General features: G+C 62.1%; 22 protein-coding genes. 2 read left to right on the top strand and 20 right to left on the bottom strand.

Features of this window, described 5'->3' with window-relative positions; translation table 11 throughout:
• From C8J46_RS20440 to C8J46_RS20430, 3 genes are all read right to left on the bottom strand, one after another.
• Positions 1-1,187, bottom strand: a 1,187-nt coding sequence (locus C8J46_RS20440) for a hypothetical protein (protein WP_207894247.1), incomplete at its 3' end; no start/stop codon positions are given.
• Between the two features lie 12 nt (positions 1,188-1,199).
• Positions 1,200-1,745 (bottom strand): phage tail protein I, encoded by a 546-nt coding sequence (locus C8J46_RS20435; protein WP_243643552.1) that lies wholly within the window; start codon positions 1,743-1,745, stop codon positions 1,200-1,202.
• The gene (locus C8J46_RS20430) at positions 1,742-2,641 is read right to left on the bottom strand and encodes a baseplate J/gp47 family protein (protein WP_132742522.1); all 900 of its coding nucleotides are present in this window, start codon (positions 2,639-2,641) and stop codon (positions 1,742-1,744) included. Before C8J46_RS20430 ends, C8J46_RS20435 begins: the two co-directional genes overlap by 4 nt.
• Before the next feature lie 282 nt (positions 2,642-2,923).
• Here C8J46_RS20430 and C8J46_RS20425 point away from each other — a divergent pair, with 282 nt between their 5' ends.
• Positions 2,924-3,541 carry a hypothetical protein gene (locus C8J46_RS20425; protein ID WP_132742521.1) on the top strand — a complete coding sequence of 206 codons (618 nt, stop codon included), beginning with the start codon at positions 2,924-2,926 and terminating at the stop codon, positions 3,539-3,541.
• A gap of 438 nt (positions 3,542-3,979) precedes the next feature.
• Here the strand turns inward: C8J46_RS20425 and C8J46_RS20420 are convergent, their stop codons facing one another.
• The gene (locus tag C8J46_RS20420; protein ID WP_132742520.1) at positions 3,980-5,170 is read right to left on the bottom strand and encodes an FAD-dependent monooxygenase; all 1,191 of its coding nucleotides are present in this window, start codon (positions 5,168-5,170) and stop codon (positions 3,980-3,982) included.
• Positions 5,171-5,210: 40 nt separating this feature from the next.
• Positions 5,211-5,696 carry a MarR family winged helix-turn-helix transcriptional regulator gene (locus tag C8J46_RS20415; RefSeq protein ID WP_243643551.1) on the bottom strand — a complete coding sequence of 162 codons (486 nt, stop codon included), beginning with the start codon at positions 5,694-5,696 and terminating at the stop codon, positions 5,211-5,213.
• A gap of 449 nt (positions 5,697-6,145) precedes the next feature.
• Between C8J46_RS20415 and C8J46_RS20410 the strand changes: the two genes are divergently transcribed.
• Positions 6,146-6,334 (top strand): hypothetical protein, encoded by a 189-nt coding sequence (locus C8J46_RS20410; RefSeq protein ID WP_132742519.1) that lies wholly within the window; start codon positions 6,146-6,148, stop codon positions 6,332-6,334.
• Between the two features lie 677 nt (positions 6,335-7,011).
• On the opposite strand, the gene C8J46_RS20405 is transcribed toward C8J46_RS20410, so the two are convergent.
• The 15 genes from C8J46_RS20405 to gpM all read right to left on the bottom strand — a co-directional run bounded on the left by C8J46_RS20405 (position 7,012) and on the right by gpM (position 15,537).
• Positions 7,012-7,356 carry a hypothetical protein gene (locus tag C8J46_RS20405; protein WP_132742518.1) on the bottom strand — a complete coding sequence of 115 codons (345 nt, stop codon included), beginning with the start codon at positions 7,354-7,356 and terminating at the stop codon, positions 7,012-7,014.
• Positions 7,357-7,594: 238 nt separating this feature from the next.
• Complete coding sequence (locus C8J46_RS20400) at positions 7,595-7,897, bottom strand: hypothetical protein (RefSeq protein ID WP_132742517.1); 303 nt, start codon at positions 7,895-7,897, stop codon at positions 7,595-7,597.
• 63 nt (positions 7,898-7,960) lie between these two features.
• Positions 7,961-8,170 carry a hypothetical protein gene (locus tag C8J46_RS20395; RefSeq protein ID WP_132742516.1) on the bottom strand — a complete coding sequence of 70 codons (210 nt, stop codon included), beginning with the start codon at positions 8,168-8,170 and terminating at the stop codon, positions 7,961-7,963.
• Positions 8,171-8,865: 695 nt separating this feature from the next.
• A complete protein-coding gene (locus tag C8J46_RS20390) occupies positions 8,866-9,135 on the bottom strand; it encodes a hypothetical protein (protein ID WP_132742515.1) in 270 nt (89 codons plus the stop codon).
• Positions 9,136-9,218: 83 nt separating this feature from the next.
• Positions 9,219-9,689, bottom strand: coding sequence for a phage virion morphogenesis protein (locus C8J46_RS20385; RefSeq protein ID WP_132742514.1), 471 nt, complete (start codon positions 9,687-9,689; stop codon positions 9,219-9,221).
• Positions 9,686-10,186: a phage tail protein gene (locus C8J46_RS20380; protein WP_132742513.1), complete on the bottom strand. Its 501-nt coding sequence runs from the start codon at positions 10,184-10,186 to the stop codon at positions 9,686-9,688. The genes C8J46_RS20385 and C8J46_RS20380 overlap by 4 nt, the downstream gene beginning before the upstream one ends.
• A gap of 37 nt (positions 10,187-10,223) precedes the next feature.
• A complete protein-coding gene (locus C8J46_RS20375) occupies positions 10,224-12,125 on the bottom strand; it encodes a hypothetical protein (protein ID WP_132742512.1) in 1,902 nt (633 codons plus the stop codon).
• Positions 12,126-12,129: 4 nt separating this feature from the next.
• A complete protein-coding gene (locus tag C8J46_RS20370; RefSeq protein ID WP_132742524.1) occupies positions 12,130-12,402 on the bottom strand; it encodes a hypothetical protein in 273 nt (90 codons plus the stop codon).
• Positions 12,377-12,841 (bottom strand): hypothetical protein, encoded by a 465-nt coding sequence (locus C8J46_RS20365; protein ID WP_132742511.1) that lies wholly within the window; start codon positions 12,839-12,841, stop codon positions 12,377-12,379. The genes C8J46_RS20370 and C8J46_RS20365 overlap by 26 nt, the downstream gene beginning before the upstream one ends.
• Positions 12,838-13,428: a lysozyme gene (locus C8J46_RS20360; RefSeq protein WP_207894246.1), complete on the bottom strand. Its 591-nt coding sequence runs from the start codon at positions 13,426-13,428 to the stop codon at positions 12,838-12,840. The genes C8J46_RS20365 and C8J46_RS20360 overlap by 4 nt, the downstream gene beginning before the upstream one ends.
• Entirely contained in the window at positions 13,428-13,781 is a 354-nt protein-coding gene (locus tag C8J46_RS20355; protein WP_132742510.1) for a hypothetical protein, read from the bottom strand. The genes C8J46_RS20360 and C8J46_RS20355 overlap by 1 nt, the downstream gene beginning before the upstream one ends.
• A 4-nt stretch (positions 13,782-13,785) precedes the next feature.
• On the bottom strand, positions 13,786-14,001 hold the full coding sequence (locus C8J46_RS20350; RefSeq protein WP_132742509.1) for a tail protein X: 216 nt from the start codon (positions 13,999-14,001) through the stop codon (positions 13,786-13,788).
• A complete protein-coding gene (locus C8J46_RS20345; RefSeq protein WP_132742508.1) occupies positions 14,001-14,483 on the bottom strand; it encodes a head completion/stabilization protein in 483 nt (160 codons plus the stop codon). Before C8J46_RS20345 ends, C8J46_RS20350 begins: the two co-directional genes overlap by 1 nt.
• Positions 14,480-14,674 carry a hypothetical protein gene (locus C8J46_RS20340; protein WP_132742507.1) on the bottom strand — a complete coding sequence of 65 codons (195 nt, stop codon included), beginning with the start codon at positions 14,672-14,674 and terminating at the stop codon, positions 14,480-14,482. Before C8J46_RS20340 ends, C8J46_RS20345 begins: the two co-directional genes overlap by 4 nt.
• Positions 14,675-14,787: 113 nt before the next feature.
• Positions 14,788-15,537 carry a phage terminase small subunit gene (gpM, locus tag C8J46_RS20335; protein WP_243643550.1) on the bottom strand — a complete coding sequence of 250 codons (750 nt, stop codon included), beginning with the start codon at positions 15,535-15,537 and terminating at the stop codon, positions 14,788-14,790.
• Positions 15,538-15,612 lie beyond the last annotated feature (75 nt).

Raw genomic sequence — 15,612 nt, 5'->3', positions numbered from 1 at the left:
TGCGTGATCCGGAGGCGAAGCAACCCGGAACCGAACTGCCCTTGGTAGATGCTGAAAGCGTTGTCGGCCGACGACCCCATGTACCAGTTGAGCGAAACATTGGCATCGGATGCCTCGCCGAACTGCATGAAGCCATAGCCGTTGGTGCCGTCCGAAACCCGGAGGCCCGCCGCCAGACCGGCGTGCCGGATGCCGACCGGCGCGGTGAACGACGCCCCGGCGAGCAGCGCGAATTCGCTGCCCTGCCGCCCGTCGAGCAGATCCGCGTCGAGACCGGAGCCCGCGCCATCATTGGCGGTGGTCCACATTAGCGAACCGTTGAACGCTACCGTCGTCTGCGTGACCCGGAGGCGCAGCAGGCCGGAACCGAACTGCCCTTGGTAAAGGCTGAAGGCGTTGTCGGCGGACGATCCCATGTACCAGTTGAGCGACACGTTGGCATCGGATGCCTCACCGAACTGCATGTAGCCGTAGCCATTTGTGCCGTCCGAAACCCGGAGGCCCGCCGCCAGACCGGAATGCCGGATCCCCACAGGCGCGGTGAACGACGCCCCGGCGAGCAGCGCGAACTCGCTGCCCTGCCGCCCGTCGAGCAGATCCGCATCGAGCCCCGAGCCCGCGCCATCTACCGCCAACAGCCGCGACAGGACGTTTGCCGCGGTGAAGATCGCGGCCATGTTCTTCGGGGTGAGCGCGCGTACCGCATCGGTTAGCGCGGCCGCCTCGGCATCGGTCGCCAGCTCGATCACGCCGGCCGTCGATGTCGTGGCGGGCGGATTCAGGAAACTGGTGTTGCCGAAGGTGATCTGGCTGGCGGCGACGTCGAGCAGCGTGGCATCGATCGCGAGCAGCAGCAGCGCCCCCGCCGACTTCTCGATGATCGGTGCGGCCTGCCCATAGGATGCGAACAGCGTGCCGTCCGTCAGGTAGAGCGCGAGGCTGCGCACGGTATAGGTATCGGCGCTTTCGTCCCGCACGATCAGGTGAATGACGTCGGCCGCGACGCCGGCACCCGAGATCGTCGCGATGCGCTTGACCTCGCCGGGCAGCGCGGCGGTGTTCGCCGCGGCGACGATCGCGGTCGGGGTGACGCCGACGGATGCGATCCGCACGGCGTTGGTGCCGTCGCGCGCGGCGTTGACGAGCGCGGCGCGGCCGGCGTCGGTGATGCGTAGAACGATCGACATGATCTCTCCGGGTCAGGCCGCGGGTGCGGTCATGGTGAGGCGGGCGAAAACGGCAGGACGCGCGGCAGCGACGGACACGATGCCGGCGGTGGCGTTGAGCGCCTGGCTGAAGGTGAAGTGCGAGCGGACCGGCTTGGTGCGGTAGACCTCGGCGATCACGGCATCGACGAACGCGGCATCGACGGGTGCGCCGGTCTGATCGGTGATGTTGAGCAGCAGATTGAACGTGTGCGGGTCGCCGGGCGGCGTCATCTGCCACCATTCGCGAAGGGCAACGGATCCACCGAAGGACTCGACGACGTCGCGGACCGATGACGCGGTGCCCTTGCGGCGCTGGATCGGGAGGGCTTGGCGAACGCGCGCGCGTTTGATCGTCTCCGACCAGTCGCTCGACCAGCTGTCGATCGACAGCGCCCATGCGAGATACGGCAGCAGCTCGACCGGGCAGGTGTCGGGGTTCCAGAGCGCGCGCAGCGGCACCGGCACGTCGGCCAGTTGCGCCATGCTCGCCTCGACGGCGCGCTCTAGCGCAGTCGCATTGGGCGGGAGTAGCGTCACTCGCCAAGCCCGGCGTGCACGACGTTGGTAGCGGTGCACCAGCCCGCCTGCGTCCGATCGAGAACGACGTCGGTCGCGGGACTCGTCAGGACGACGTTCTGTACCCCCTCGACGTGGAGCGCGGCGAAGATCCCTGACCGCGTGATGTCGCGGCCGAGGCGGTGTGAGTTGGCGATGTAGGCGGCGAGGCGCGCGCGAGCCTCGGCGATGACGATCGAGCCATCGGGGCCGGCGAACGTCCTGATGGACGCCTCGACGGCATAATGGACGACCTCCGCCGACTGGATCGTGACATAGTCCGTCAGCGGGCGGCGGGTCTCGGCGGAAACATAGGCAAGGACTGTGGCGAGCAGCGCTGCGGAGGCGACGCCGGTACCGGCGCGGGCGAGGATCGTGATCCGCACCTCGCCGGTGGCCGGGCTGGTCGCGCTCGCGTCGAGAACGTCGGACGAGGCCGACAGCGAATGGAAGATGTACGCCCCCTCGGGACCGGCGACCGAATAGCCCTCCGGTGCGAGGACGAGGCGACGGCGAAAATCCTCGTCGCTCTCGAGGACTGCGGCAGCACCGGTCTGCGGGTTGGCCGGTGTGATGATGAGCCGGACCACGCCCATGAGCGCGGCAAGGTTATCGAGGTCCGTCCCGGTGGCATACGCCGGCATGACGGCGCGCGCGGCATCATTCACGCGGGCGCGCAGCAGCATCTCGCGGTAAGCCGCAACCTGCAGGAGTTTGACCGCGGGGTCTGATTCGACGGTCGCGTCGAAGTCTGGAACGAGCGCCACGAACTGCGCCAGCATCTGCCGATAGATCATATCGAAATCGAGGATCTCGACGATGGTCGGCGCTGGCAGGCGCGATAGATCGACAGCGGTGAAGGTGGACGGCTCGGCCATCCGGCCATGTCGTCGGTCAGCTTATGGCAGCGCCATCATGTTCGGGTGTGAGATCGTTTTTCACACTCGCGCTTCACGTCGGATATGGGAGGAAAGCAAACCGTCCGCTTTGAAGGCCACACCCCAGGAAACCCACCACTGAACGGGTATCCAAGATGCATCAATATTTTGCATCGCTGGAGCCCTCGGTTTCCTGCTGTTTTTGCGCTGATGCGAAATCCGTGAATTTTGCATCACGTGAAAAGCGGTGGATTGTGGGCCATGCCAGCGTAGGCTGATGCTATGGCCGACCATGAGATGCTGACCACGATCGACGGACCGACGCTCGCAGCAGCGTTCCCGGTCGAGCATCGCGCATCGGCAACGCTGGCGGGTACGGACGTCGCTAGGCGGCTAGCTCCACGGCAATGGACAGAGCGCTTCGCCGTACAAGTCGGGCGCGAGACGGTCCTGATTCCAGCTAGGCTGCACCTTGCATCTCATCGACCATCCTTGGCGGAGGACGTTGACGCATGGCTGTTCGCTCGTGCCTTACAGACGCGAAGCAACGACGGATATGAGCGTCAGCGGGCCTTACGCGATCTACTCGCAGACGCGCAGCCTTGGACGGCTCCTTTCATCGTCGCGCTAATTGGGGAGTACATCGTTGAAATATTGGATGACATCTCTGCTGCAATGACGCCCGAGATTGAGCAAGCCATCGGTACGTTCATCGTCCATAATCCAGATTATTGGAACACGATCAAACGACGGGTCACTAGCTATTGGAATGTCTACTATCGAGCGAGATGGCTCGGCGGTCCGAATCGCGCAGAGCGACGGGACGAATACGTTGGTTTTAGATTGACCCAGCAGATTGAACTCGCCGCTCACCGGTGTGTTCCGACGGCAGATAAGTAACCCGCCGGCCGATCGCTCGGCCTCAATGTTGATGCAAAACTTTTGATTTTTGCATCACGAACGACCGGTTTTCTTAGTGCCGATCAACGATCGGCCATGCGGCTCCGCGCTGCACGACGCGTCCAAAAAATCGTGACGGCTACTGCTATTGCTCGAAATGGAATGTTCGCAATGGCCTCAGTCCTACCCCGAAAGGCAGTCTCAACTACGAACGCAGCGCTCACGACGAGAAGCCAAATGACGAGTGGATGGGCAAGGAATCGACGTGACACCTCTTCTGCTAACACGCCGCCCCCGCATGCGCTATTGAGCGGAAGCGGTATGGCCGGAAGGGAAGGACTGCGGACGGTCCGCTTTCGGCGAAGCAGGCCGCGATAGCAGACATTCGGCAGCTGCCGCCTTTCCCGAAAAGGATGGTATTTCGGGAATTTAGACACCCTAGTCATCGTAATCGGGCAATTCGATCCGATTGGAGTCTCTCGCAAACGCGCTTGAGAATGCTTTTTTTATGAGCGGCGTGCCGGCTATACGCATCGCACCGCGCATCAGCATCAATTCAGGGGCGTTGTGGGGCCACAGCATGCGCGGGACGATTTTGGGAATGTTCTGACCTTCTTTTACGAAGGGTCGCATAACACCGTCATAGCGGACAAGAGCGGACGGGATATCAGACTGCGTCGCCAGCTCTCCGGCCAGAACATAGCCGCCCACGATCGCGAGGGTCGTCCCGATCCCTGAAAGCGGCGTCGGGCACCATGCGGCATCACCGGTCAGAACAACGCGACCGTTCGACCATCTGTCCATGTGTACCTGGCGCAGGACGTCGAAATAGAAATCGTCCACGTCTTTCATCACCTCGCGAATTCGAGGAAATTCCCAACCGTCATGGGCGAACTGGTCGAGCATGAATTGGCGCTGACGATCAGGGCTCCACTGATGCTCGCCTTCCGGCTTCTTGTGGATGCCCACATAGGCTCCGAGCAGATTATCGCGTGCCGGCTTCAACGTCGCGCCGCGTCCTGCCACCGTGTTGTAGACGCGGGCGTAATTGGTATCGTGCGGCTGTCGCGGGATGCTGAAATAGGCGATTGTTAGGTCCATCCAGCGCATGCTGTTCTCTCCGGGGAACAGCAACTCGCGTGTGTGTGATCCGACGCCCTCGGCTACGACAACCAGATCGTACCGCTCACGCCGTCCGCTTGCGAAGGTAACTTCCGCACCGGTCTTGTCCTGAACGACAGCATCGACGCTGTCGCCGAACCGAAACGTCGCCCGCTCACGGGTCGCGTCGTAGATTAGCCGCGCGATATCGCCGCGTCTGATTTCAAGCTCGGCCGTAGGCGCATTGTCGTGGCCCGACGATCCGGCTTCAAAGCGAGCGATCGTCTCATTGCGCTCGTCCACCCATTCGGTGCCAAGCTCTGGGGTGTTTCGGGCGAAAGCGTCATCCTCCAAGCCCATGCGGCGCAATACCTCGCGGGCCGTACCGCGCACGTCGACGTTTTGCCCGCCGTCACGAAACGAGGGTGATTTCTCGACAACCTCGACGTCAAAGCCAAAGCGCGACAGCCACCAAGCGGCAGTGTTGCCGGCGACGCTGGCGCCGGTCACGAGTATACGACGGGACATGGATCAAACTCCTTCCCGGCCATAAACATCACGAGTGATATTATGTTCCGGGCGGGGCTTCGAGATTGGCGATGACGCGGCTCAGCAGCCTCACCACCAAAGCAGCGTCTTCCGGCGCGAAGCCATCCACTGCCTTTTCGTTTATCTCCAATAGGACATTACGGCCGATAGCAGCGGCCTCGCGCCCGCTATCGGTAAGTTCGACCGTCGCAGCGCGCTTGTCCGACGTGCTCTGGGCACGCCCGATCATTCCGGCCGCCTCCAGCTTGTCGAGCAGCGCCACCATGGCGGGTTGCTTAACAGCCGAATGCTGCACGAGATCGCGCTGCAGCATTGGCCCTTTCCACGACAAAAGCAGCAGTGGCCCGATCAACGACAGGCTTAGGTCATGATTGCGGAGGCGGCTGTCGACCAACCTGTTGAAGATCCGCGACGCATGGTTCGCGAGATAACCAGTGGCGACCGCTGCTTCAGGATGGATATCCTCTGCATCCCCGATCGCGGTGTCTTTGATGATTTTGGTCACGGCACCATCGTAGGCTGAGCTACCTCCTTTGGAAATGTCGAGAGTACCTGCCTTCTCACAAACGAACCCTTAGCGGGACAGTCACCAAGGCGATCGTGCCGGGAGCCGTCTCGGGCACCTGCGTTCCCAAAACCTGTTCCCGATTGCTCTTTCCCGAAATGGCCTGTGTGAGACGGAAAAACGGGAAAGATCGCGCTTAACGAATGGCCGTTATCGGGAGCCCGGATCGCCAGCCTGAACGTCCGGGTCTGGGCGTAACCGGTCATGCCGCTCGTTATGTCCATTCTCGGTCTAGATGCCTACTTCAGCTGCCGACATGGGGTATCGCTGGGGTACATCATGCCATACGCCACGGAGAAACCACGCGTTTCTGCGGGGTCCGGTTGGCTGCGGCGGAGGACTCCTCCGCCGCGGGGAGGCAATAGTGACTTCACCTAGGAAACCGATCGATGATCTCGGAAATCAATGACCAGGATGAAGGCACGACCGAAGAGCGCGGGGAGGTTCACTTCCTGGCTGCGATCGCGGACGAGTTGATACGGCGGCTGGTGCATACTGGTGCAATGAGAAAGGCCGACGCGAACGCGATCGAGAGTGCGGTCGCCGAACGATTGGGAACCTCGCCCCGGGCTTGGTGACAGGTCGTTACTGGTAGTGCGGCGGAGAGTGTCTCCGCCGCATCATATCTGGAATTGAGGATGCCTCGGTACGGCAGATATTAATCTACCGAGGGAATTAGCTATCATTGGGTAGGACCGGACCTCGCAGGTTGAACCCGCCCGGGACGCTGATCACTATAAGCAAGAATTTCAGCCGACCTGCGTTGAATGTAAAGTTTGTGGGTTTTCGAAAGCGTTCCACCATCTTTTGCTTGGAGTTTCAGCGCCTCCTCTCGCAGCGCGATAGCCTGGTCACGTTTTTGCCGGCGCATCGTGGGTGTCTCGAGTCGGCTTCGCCCCGACAGATAATCCGCGGACCGCGTTCCAACCTCTGGTGTGGGGATCAATGACGGGCTCAGCGTAGGAGTTGGCGAACCTTGGTAGGGGGAGCTTTGCGCAAACGACGATGATGTCGCGCCAACTAGGATCAGTACGGCGAGAGTAATCTTCATTTCCATTCTCCGTTGAGGAGGCGTTTGGTCGGCAAAGCAGTTCATACGCTGTATGCATCGGTTGTGAGCGAGAGTTGACCGGGCGAACGTTCCGCGAAGGCGACACCAACAACAGGCCAAGCGAGCGTGGCTTCCTGCCAAGGCTTACCCCGATCACTTCGAAGCACCCTATCGGAATGAAACGTCCTAGCCGATCATCGCGGACTACATAGATTTGTCATCCGAATTCACCTTTGCCCATTTAGCCGCGGTTTCGGCTTTGGCGTAAAGGCGGCGGGCTTCCCGCGGGTTGCTAGACGTCCATTTATCGGGTGCCGACGCGATAAACCTGAGCGTTCTGGCGGACCGCTCTTGCCGCTCGCGACGCATCGTCGGCGTGATGGTGTTGTCGAAAACACCCATCTGACCACCGATCGGATCGATTTGGGGAAGGTGGGCACCGAACGTCGACCCGGTGGTAGGGTTTGCATTAGGACTGATAAATATGAACTGAGCGGGGGCGACCGTTGCACAAGATGCAAGGCCAAACGCAGCAAGTGTCTTCATCATGGAAAAAACCTCCTGAAAGCATTTTGGAAACTGACGTAGGCCACGATAGGTTGCAAGCGGTTACTACTGGAAGTCACACGACCTCCCGCCGTTGCCGCCCGTTCTCAGGAGGAAGCGGTCTAACGATAGGGCAAGCATCTGCGTCGGGTGCTAACGATTACGACAGACGGTGTTTCGGCCGTCAACGTCCGGTTTGGGAAGGAAAGCCGCCCGTCCGTTTTCGGACGCTCAGATGGCGTTAGCTACCCTGTTCGATCAGGTTCAGATCCGTCCATCTTAGAAAGAGTCGAGGGGAACTGGCCGGGCCACCGGTGGACAACATCCGGTTTGCGGCATCCTCGACGCTTTGGACAAAATACTCTGTTCTCTGTGGCGCAAGCGCGAATGCGACGCCGCCTGAACGCCACGCGCTTTGGTATTCGATGGCTGCTTCCTGCTCAATCTCTGCCTCCACGCTGCAACCGCTGCCGGTCAGAACGAATATGAGCGGGTTGGCCCACGGCTTGGGTAGAGCATCTCGATCGATACGGAGGTTGGTCATGGCGCATGATCGTCGGTTTTTCCTACGTCCGCAATTAGGAAGCGAAGATGGGGAGGAAAGCGGTCATCTGTTCCAATTGACGAAAACGACAATCAACCCAAAACCTGCGATCAACGCCCACATTCCGGTTACAGCCCAGAACGTAACTGGAGCCGAGCGGCGGTTCGTATCAACGTCTAGATTTACAAAGACATTACCTGACGCGAGCCCAGCCGCGATGACGAGTGCAGGGAAAGTGAAAACTACGAGACCGGCAATCGTGGAGGCGTTCATGCGCTATCCTAGCGCGAGATTGTATGTCCGCTAGTGGGCGTAAGCGGAATGGCCGATATGGGCAGGAAAGAGGACCTTGGCTTTCAGCCAGTCGAGCCGATTGGGGAGGGTATGCGTTGCCCCGGAGTTATGCGACCTTGCGCTAGCGAGTGACGAAACGTGGACAACGATGCAAAATCCAGCCGGGCAAGACTACGACTTTTTCGCAACGATTAGGATGCGGGATAAGCTAATTGGGTGGGCTATAATTTTTACTCCTCTGCTTGCGATGCTGCTCCTTTTGAAGCTGTGTTATCGGCCAGAGCCCATTGAACCTCGCTACGTATATGGCTGCTACGCGAGCAACGTCGCTCCCCGCATACTTATCGATGAAAGATTAATTTCATTCGATAATTCTAGGCTTAGTCCAACAAGTTATGAAGTGAGAGCAGAGAAGCAAGGATACTCGATTTATATGAAAGCGAACATAATCCTTGATCGAACGACAGGCGGCCAGTTTGCGTTCGTGACATCGCCCTATGGAACGTCGCTCCCGCTGCTACCCGAGCATTACAGCGAACCGCGATACCTTCGGCACCTAAGCGAGTTTAGCGGAAAGTTTTACGTGTTCTCGCGACAGGCCGATGAAGTGGTCTACTCGCGGATGACGCCGAAGGGCGCATGCCTCACGCAACCGAATGCCCGTTAATGGGCGATCACCGCCGGTCGAACGCAATCGTCTCGGTTGTAGCGAACGGCGGGCTGACCACGGCTTCATACCAATCGGCGCGGAAGCCCGGCAGTGCGGATAAATGCGCGATCAGGTCTGGCCAGCCAGCCGCTTCTTCGTGAAACGACCATACATGCCCAGCGACCTCGACATCGCAGCAGATCAAATCTGTCGTAATTTCATCCCGTTTGTAAAAGATCACTGCACGGACGTCGGGCAGCGGTAACTGAACAAGGACGGCTGGCGTGATCGTCATTACGATATAATGCCTTGCTGAACGAAAGGCGGCAATCGGGAAGCATGAAGCCTGCCTCGAACGACCGGGTTTGGGCGAAATAGTCACCGGACGTCAGCATCGATATGTCGAAAGACGATGTCCAACATTGCTTGCCGTTCTGCCTTTGTGTCACCCAGCAGAATGCGTTGCGCGTATCGGACCGGCTTTCGGCCTTTGACAGGGGCATCCTCGAGCCCTTCTTGGTGGACGCGCGCGATCTGCGCAGCTCGCCCGCTAAAGCCAACCCATGCCTCAGTGTCTGTCGATCCGGCCTGCAGATTCGGGGCATTGCGGAGTTTGCGGAACATCGCTTTGCGCTTGATCGTGCCCTTCCGTCGCAGCCGGCCGGCCGGCTGCGCCTTACGCGCCGCATAAGGTTGGCCGTCAGGATTCTGCTGCCGGGCAATACGAGCCGATTGGCTGCGCTGAAGCGTCCGCGCCATCAGACGCAGAATCTTGCGACGCTCGCCCGAATCGACGCGACGCAACAGCGCACCGGCGAGCTGCTCGATCTGGGCGAGATCGTCGGTCATGCGTCAGAGACAAATGCGGGGTCGGACGTCTGTGCGACCAGCTGATCGCGCATGAACAGCTGCCACAGGTTTACGCAGCAAATGCCGGGAAACTCATCGAGATGGCGGGGCTCTTCGAGGTGATCCGCATCAAACCCGCCGCCCTCCTTTGGCGTGACGCGAACCGCCTCGGTTAACTCGACGCTGATCGAGACGTCGGCGCGATCGGCGTCGAGCAGTTCGGACTCAAACGCGAACGGCTCGGGGTCCGTGCCCTCGAACAGATCGGGCTGCTGCTCGGCTATCCACGCGAGCAGCGGCACCATCAGATCGTCTACGTCACCCGCATAGTCCTCGATCACGACGTTCAGCGTGTACCGGTATTCCAGCGAGAGCGTGCCGCCCGCGCGCGCGGCAATCCGCCCCTTGTCGACGAAAAACGACAATTTGGCAGGATCTGCCGCGAGCGTCGGTACGAAGGACAGAATCGTCCTGCGCAGAGTGTCGGGCTTCTTCACCGATCACCTGTGGGTTCGGGGTCGGCCAGGCGCTCGGTCATGCTGCCATCGCCATATATTGTACGTTCTGCTGATCGATTGCCGTGCGGCACGGTTGCACCATCAGTGCGTGCATTGCGGCGCTCGGATGCGTGCCGTCTGCCGTCGCATAGCTGGCGGTTCCATTGACCGCCCACTTGCCCGTGTCGTTCGCCGGCTCCTGCACCGACGTCATATCGACGATCCCGTTCACGTTGGGATCGAGCAGCGCCTGCGCATCGATGTAGTTGCGATAGACGTTGAACCCGCCGTTGATCGTTCGCACGGTCTGGTTCGCCGTCGTCGCATAGGCGTCGGTCGTGTCCGACTTGGGTGCCATGCGGACCTGCAGGATCCGCTTGATCCCTGCCGCCTTCAGCTGCGCATTGATCGTCGCCATGTTTGTCGCGCCGGTTTCCTTGGGCGTCCCTCCACTGTAATCGTTGCCGAGATAGCCGTTGATCGCACAGTTGAAGTATTTGTAGAGCGCGCGTCGGCTGTCCCCGTCGCTCGACAGATACCCGGTCGAGGTCTCCCCGCCGCGGGCAAGGTTGCCTTGCGCATACTGCGGCACGATCTGCGCCGAACGAGCAGCATAGCCGCGGTTGGCATCATCAGCCGTCCCCGCCTCGATGCTCGCGCCGAGCGTGATCCACGCAGGCATGAGCCCGACAGGACGGCCGACGATGAGCGTCGGGCCGAAAAACCGGGCGCTATAGTCTGCCCAGGTGGTGTTGGAATTGTTGAACGCGCCGGCAACGCCGATCTTCGACGGACTGCCGATAGGGCCGCGGACGCATCCGAAACCTGTCATCGTCAGCGGCGTGCCGATGTTAATGCGGTTGGTACCGGCAACCCACTCGCGTTCCGTCACCTCGAAGCCGGTGAAATTGGCGGGGTACTGCGTGAGACCGAACGCGGACGCCGGAACCTCGTCGCTGCGAACATCCATCTCACCGCTGACGAGCTGACGCGAGGTTACGCCATCGAACGTCAGGACGACGACGATGCCGTTATACTCGATATGCGCCCGAAGCAGGTAGCCCGGACCTTTGACGTTCTGCCCATAGTAGGTCGAATAGACGAACGCGATCGTCGAGATCGGGGCATTGCCCGTTGTGAACGGCAACCGGCATGCATCCATGTTGTTCGACGAGGTGGTCGCAACGCCTTCCCCATGGAAGAAATTGCGGCTGGTGATGACCTGCAGCGCGGGCAGTACTGCCGTGTCGTCATTCAGGATCGTGCCGGTTGCTGACGTTGCGGACCCTGCCATATAACCCGATGGGGTCGAGATGAGGACGGTGAACGTCTCGTCGCCCTCGACCACGGTATCGCCGACAACGCTGACGGTGAACGTACCCGTCGCGACACCATCTGCCATGTTGACGGTCCCGCCGGCCGGATAGGTCCCGCCGGTGAAGTCGTCGGCGCTGGTGGTGCCAGCGGTGAACGACCAGGGCACCGCAACCGCGCCGGACGATGCCGACCGCGTAACGGTATAGGTGAACACGGTCGCGCCGCTGTTACCTTCCGACTTGGACTGCGCGACCGAAATCGACACGGTCGGCGTTGGGACCGGAACGACGGTCGACGCCGCCCCCGTGATCGTCACCGGATATTCCAGCGCAATGTCGCCGTCATTCTCACGGACCAGCACCTTCTGGCTGACCCCTGCGCCGATCGCCGCGGTCGCGCTGATCGCGCCGGTCGCGGCGTCGAGCTTCAGATTCGCACTCGATCCGTTGACGAGCGCCAGCTGACTGGTGCTGCCGAGCAGGCGCGACAACGTGAAAACGACGCCGGTAGCCGTCGCCAGAACGGTCGCGGATTTGGCGGCGGGGCGGATCTGCGACGAAACAGGCGCGCGGGGCGTAGCGAGGTCAGCGTGTTCGGTGACGACGAAGCGGGTACCGGCCAAAATATTATCCCTTGGGCGACGGGCACGCAGCAGGCGTGTTCCAGTTGATGAGACGATCGAGGTGATCGGCGTTGGCGGCGAAGGCGCGCGCGAGGCGGATGATGCCGGAGCGGATCCGCGTCGGGATCTGCGCGATCAGCGCAGGATCCTCGGGCAAGCCCTCGGGGCGGTCCGCGCAGTCCAGCAGCTCGGCGGGCGCCGTGTCCTTCACCTTGACGACGATCGGCGCGGAGATGACCGCAGGCGGGACCTCAGCGGGCCGCGCGCAGGCCGGCAACACCGTTAACAGCGCGAAACCAATCGCGATCGACAAGGTTCGTCCGTTCAGCTTGCGCATCTACCATCTCCATTCGTTGTGCGGCCGAGCTTGCTGCCTCAGCGGCAGCGCGCGCGGCGCGGGTGTCGTCGTTCTGTCGTGCGTCGTGATCGGCCATTGCCTGGGCGAGCGTCGCCGCGGTGAGCTGGTCGCTATCGCCCTTGAATTTGACGAGCCCAGCGACCGTCTGCGCGCAGCGGACGCCGCGCGCCGTCTTGCCCACGCCCGCGAAATCGGCCCCAGAGCCGGCGCAGATCAGCTCGGCGCGGTGTTGCAGATCATCTCGGTCCGCGGTGACCTGGCGGTACTGGACGTACAGCCATGCGCCGACCGCCGCGACGGCGAGCAGGACGAGGAAGAACGCTTCGGCCCTCACCTTAGCGAAAATGTTGCGGATCATCGGGGCAGCTCCTTCAGGCAGATCTCGCGCTCGCGCGCGCGGCGGGCGACCAAGCCGGGAAGAACCCGACCGCCGGCAAACCGGTAACGGGGGAAGAAATCGCAGCCCGCACGCCATTGGCCGGCGTTCCAGAACCGCGCGATGCTCGACTTACAGACCATCGAGACGCCGACGTTATAGGCGAGCGATACGATTGCGATCGCTTGGTTCGTCCGTCCGTAGACGTTGGGGATGCACTTTATGACGCCCTCAGCATGCACGATCAGCTCGCGCTCGAGCATCGTCGTGCATTGCGCCTCGGTGTAGGTTTGCCCGAGCTTGATATCCTTCGTTGCGATCCCGTCGCACGCGGTCGCAACGCCGACAGCGTCGAGGTACGCCTTCAGATACTGCTTACCCGAGATATGCTTGACGACGATCGTACCGGTAGGGGCGACCGTCGCTACTACCTTGCGGCCGCTCTCCTCGGCCGGCACCATCGTGAACAGCGCCAGCGCTGCGGCCACGCTACCGAGTACGCCAGCGAGCGTCTTGGTCGGGACCTTGCCCTTCATGGGCACCGACGATCCCTTGTCAGGCTGGGGCATTACTTGGGGTCCTTTCGCGGGATGAGCGCGAGCAGACGCTCGCTAAGCTTGCCCGGCAGTTCGGCGAGGACGGCGCTGCAGCCGGCGATGAAACCGGGCGCGCCCTTGAAGGCGACCATCGCGACGAGGAAGCCGATCGCCTGCGACACGAACGGGTGCATCCCGAACAGCGCACCGGCCGCGTTGGTGACGAAGTAGCTGACGACGATGCCGACCCAGACCTGCGCGATGCGCTGGCCCCATGTCAGGCCGGTCTCGACCAGCAGGCTGACGACCGAGCCGAGGCCGGCAGGGACGAGACTGACGACGAACGCCAACAGCCATGTCCCGAAGTCGTGGAGAAGATCCTTCATGCGGTCAGTCCCAAAGCTGGATGAGCGGGAGCGTGCGGGGCGCGGGCGTCATGCTGACGGGCATCGCCACGGTCGCACCCAGCGGCAGGATTGCGCCGATGTCGGCGACACCGGGGTTGAGCGCGAGGACGCGACCAATATCGGCAGCGCCGAGACCGCGTTCGCGCCAGATGAGTTCGTCGAGCGTGTCGCCCTGCTTTGCGGTGAGGACATCGGCCATCAGATCAGCTCCGCGCGCACGCGGGCGCGGCCGAGCATGTCGCGGACCGCGTGGATCCCGTCGCGACGCAGATCGACGATCGAGGGCTCGACGGCATCGGCGTCGCGCTGCCCCTGCGCGGTCAGGTCGGTGTCGCGGTACGTCTCGACCAGCTCGGCCTTGGCATAGGCACCGATCGCGCGGGTGTAGAGCAGGACGAGACGGCTCGTGTCGCCAAGCTTGGGCGAAGGCACTGCGGCAAGGTTCGGGTGACCGGCGAGCAGATGCGCGACCTGCCACGCGGCGAGCTGGTTGCCGACGGTGATAATCGCACCGGTCACCGCGAGCGCCAGCCGCTCTGGTGTGACCACGTCCCGGATACGGCGTGCCGCTCGCAGCGCGGTCGCGTCGATGTCGGGAAACCAGCCGTCGTTGGGGATCAATACCACGCCCGAGACGACTGGTGCGGGGATGAGCGAGGGCGTGCAGCCGAACCCGCTCATGCGATCATGATCCGGCCGGTACCGATCGAGCCGATTACGAACAGCGCGAGGCCGATGACGATTACCGCCAGGCAGAACAGCACGCTGGCGCGGCCAAGCATCAGCAGGATCGCAACCCCTGCCAGCACCAGCCACGCGCCTAGCCCGAGGCTCAGCAGTGCGAGCGCGGAGGTGATGATGGTGGCGAGCATGACGGCGGATCCTTGGAAAATCTCGGGGGTGGGGATCAGGGTCGGACGATGGCCCTCAGCGCCGAAGCGCCCTCCCATCCCGCATGATCCGCCCCCGAGCGCCGGGGGCGAGCTTAGGAGCCGGTGGAACCGGCGGTATCTGGTGTGGCGTCGGGCGTGGCCGGCTCGGCGCGCTTGGTGATGGCCTTCTCGAGCCGCTTGATCTGACCGGCGACGCCGACCCGGTCATGCAGCCGGACGGCCTCACGCAGCGGTGCGAGCGCGCGGACGGCTGCGACGACGAACTCGGGCTTGGTCGGATCGAGATCCTCGGCTGCGCGCGCGAGTTCGGTGCCGATGGCTTTGTGAAGCTTGGCGCGAACCTCATCGTGCATGTCCGCCTGGTGGGTCAGGCCCTCGACGAGTTCGAGAATTTCGATTGCGAACGGCTGTTTCGCGGTCTGGGCGCGGATCGCAGCATCGGCGATCTCTTCGGTGACCAGCGACGCGGCATCGCGTTGGTAGCGGGCCGGGAGAGACACGTCATAGCGCAGAACGTGTTCAGCGATCTCGAGCGCGGGGCCATATTCGCCGATGTCCATCAGCCAGACCATCGCGGTCGGCAGCACCTCCTCGGCCATCCCGGCGTTTGCCTCGCGCCCGCCCTGAAGCAAGCCACGGATCCATTCATGATAGTGCGGGAGCATCTCGCGCTTCACGGCAACGCGCGCGTCGATCGACTTGATCTCTTTCAACCGGCGCAGATCGTGCTGCAGCCGCATCGCGATCGATGCGGCTGCGCGTTCAGCGGGGGTGCCGGCGTCGGACGAAGGGGCCGACGCGGGATGGGATAACCCGCTCTCGGAAACGGGAGCAGATGCCATCTGGGATGCAAGGATACGATCCCGATGTTTGCGAGCAAGGCTCATGGCATGTCCTGTGGAGAGCGGGCTAACTGG

This window comes from Sphingomonas sp. PP-F2F-A104-K0414, assembly GCF_004340945.1.
Taxonomy (GTDB): domain Bacteria; phylum Pseudomonadota; class Alphaproteobacteria; order Sphingomonadales; family Sphingomonadaceae; genus Sphingomonas.
The sequence above is the reverse complement of the archived record's forward strand: the minus strand, read 5'-3'. Positions and strand labels throughout refer to the sequence as shown.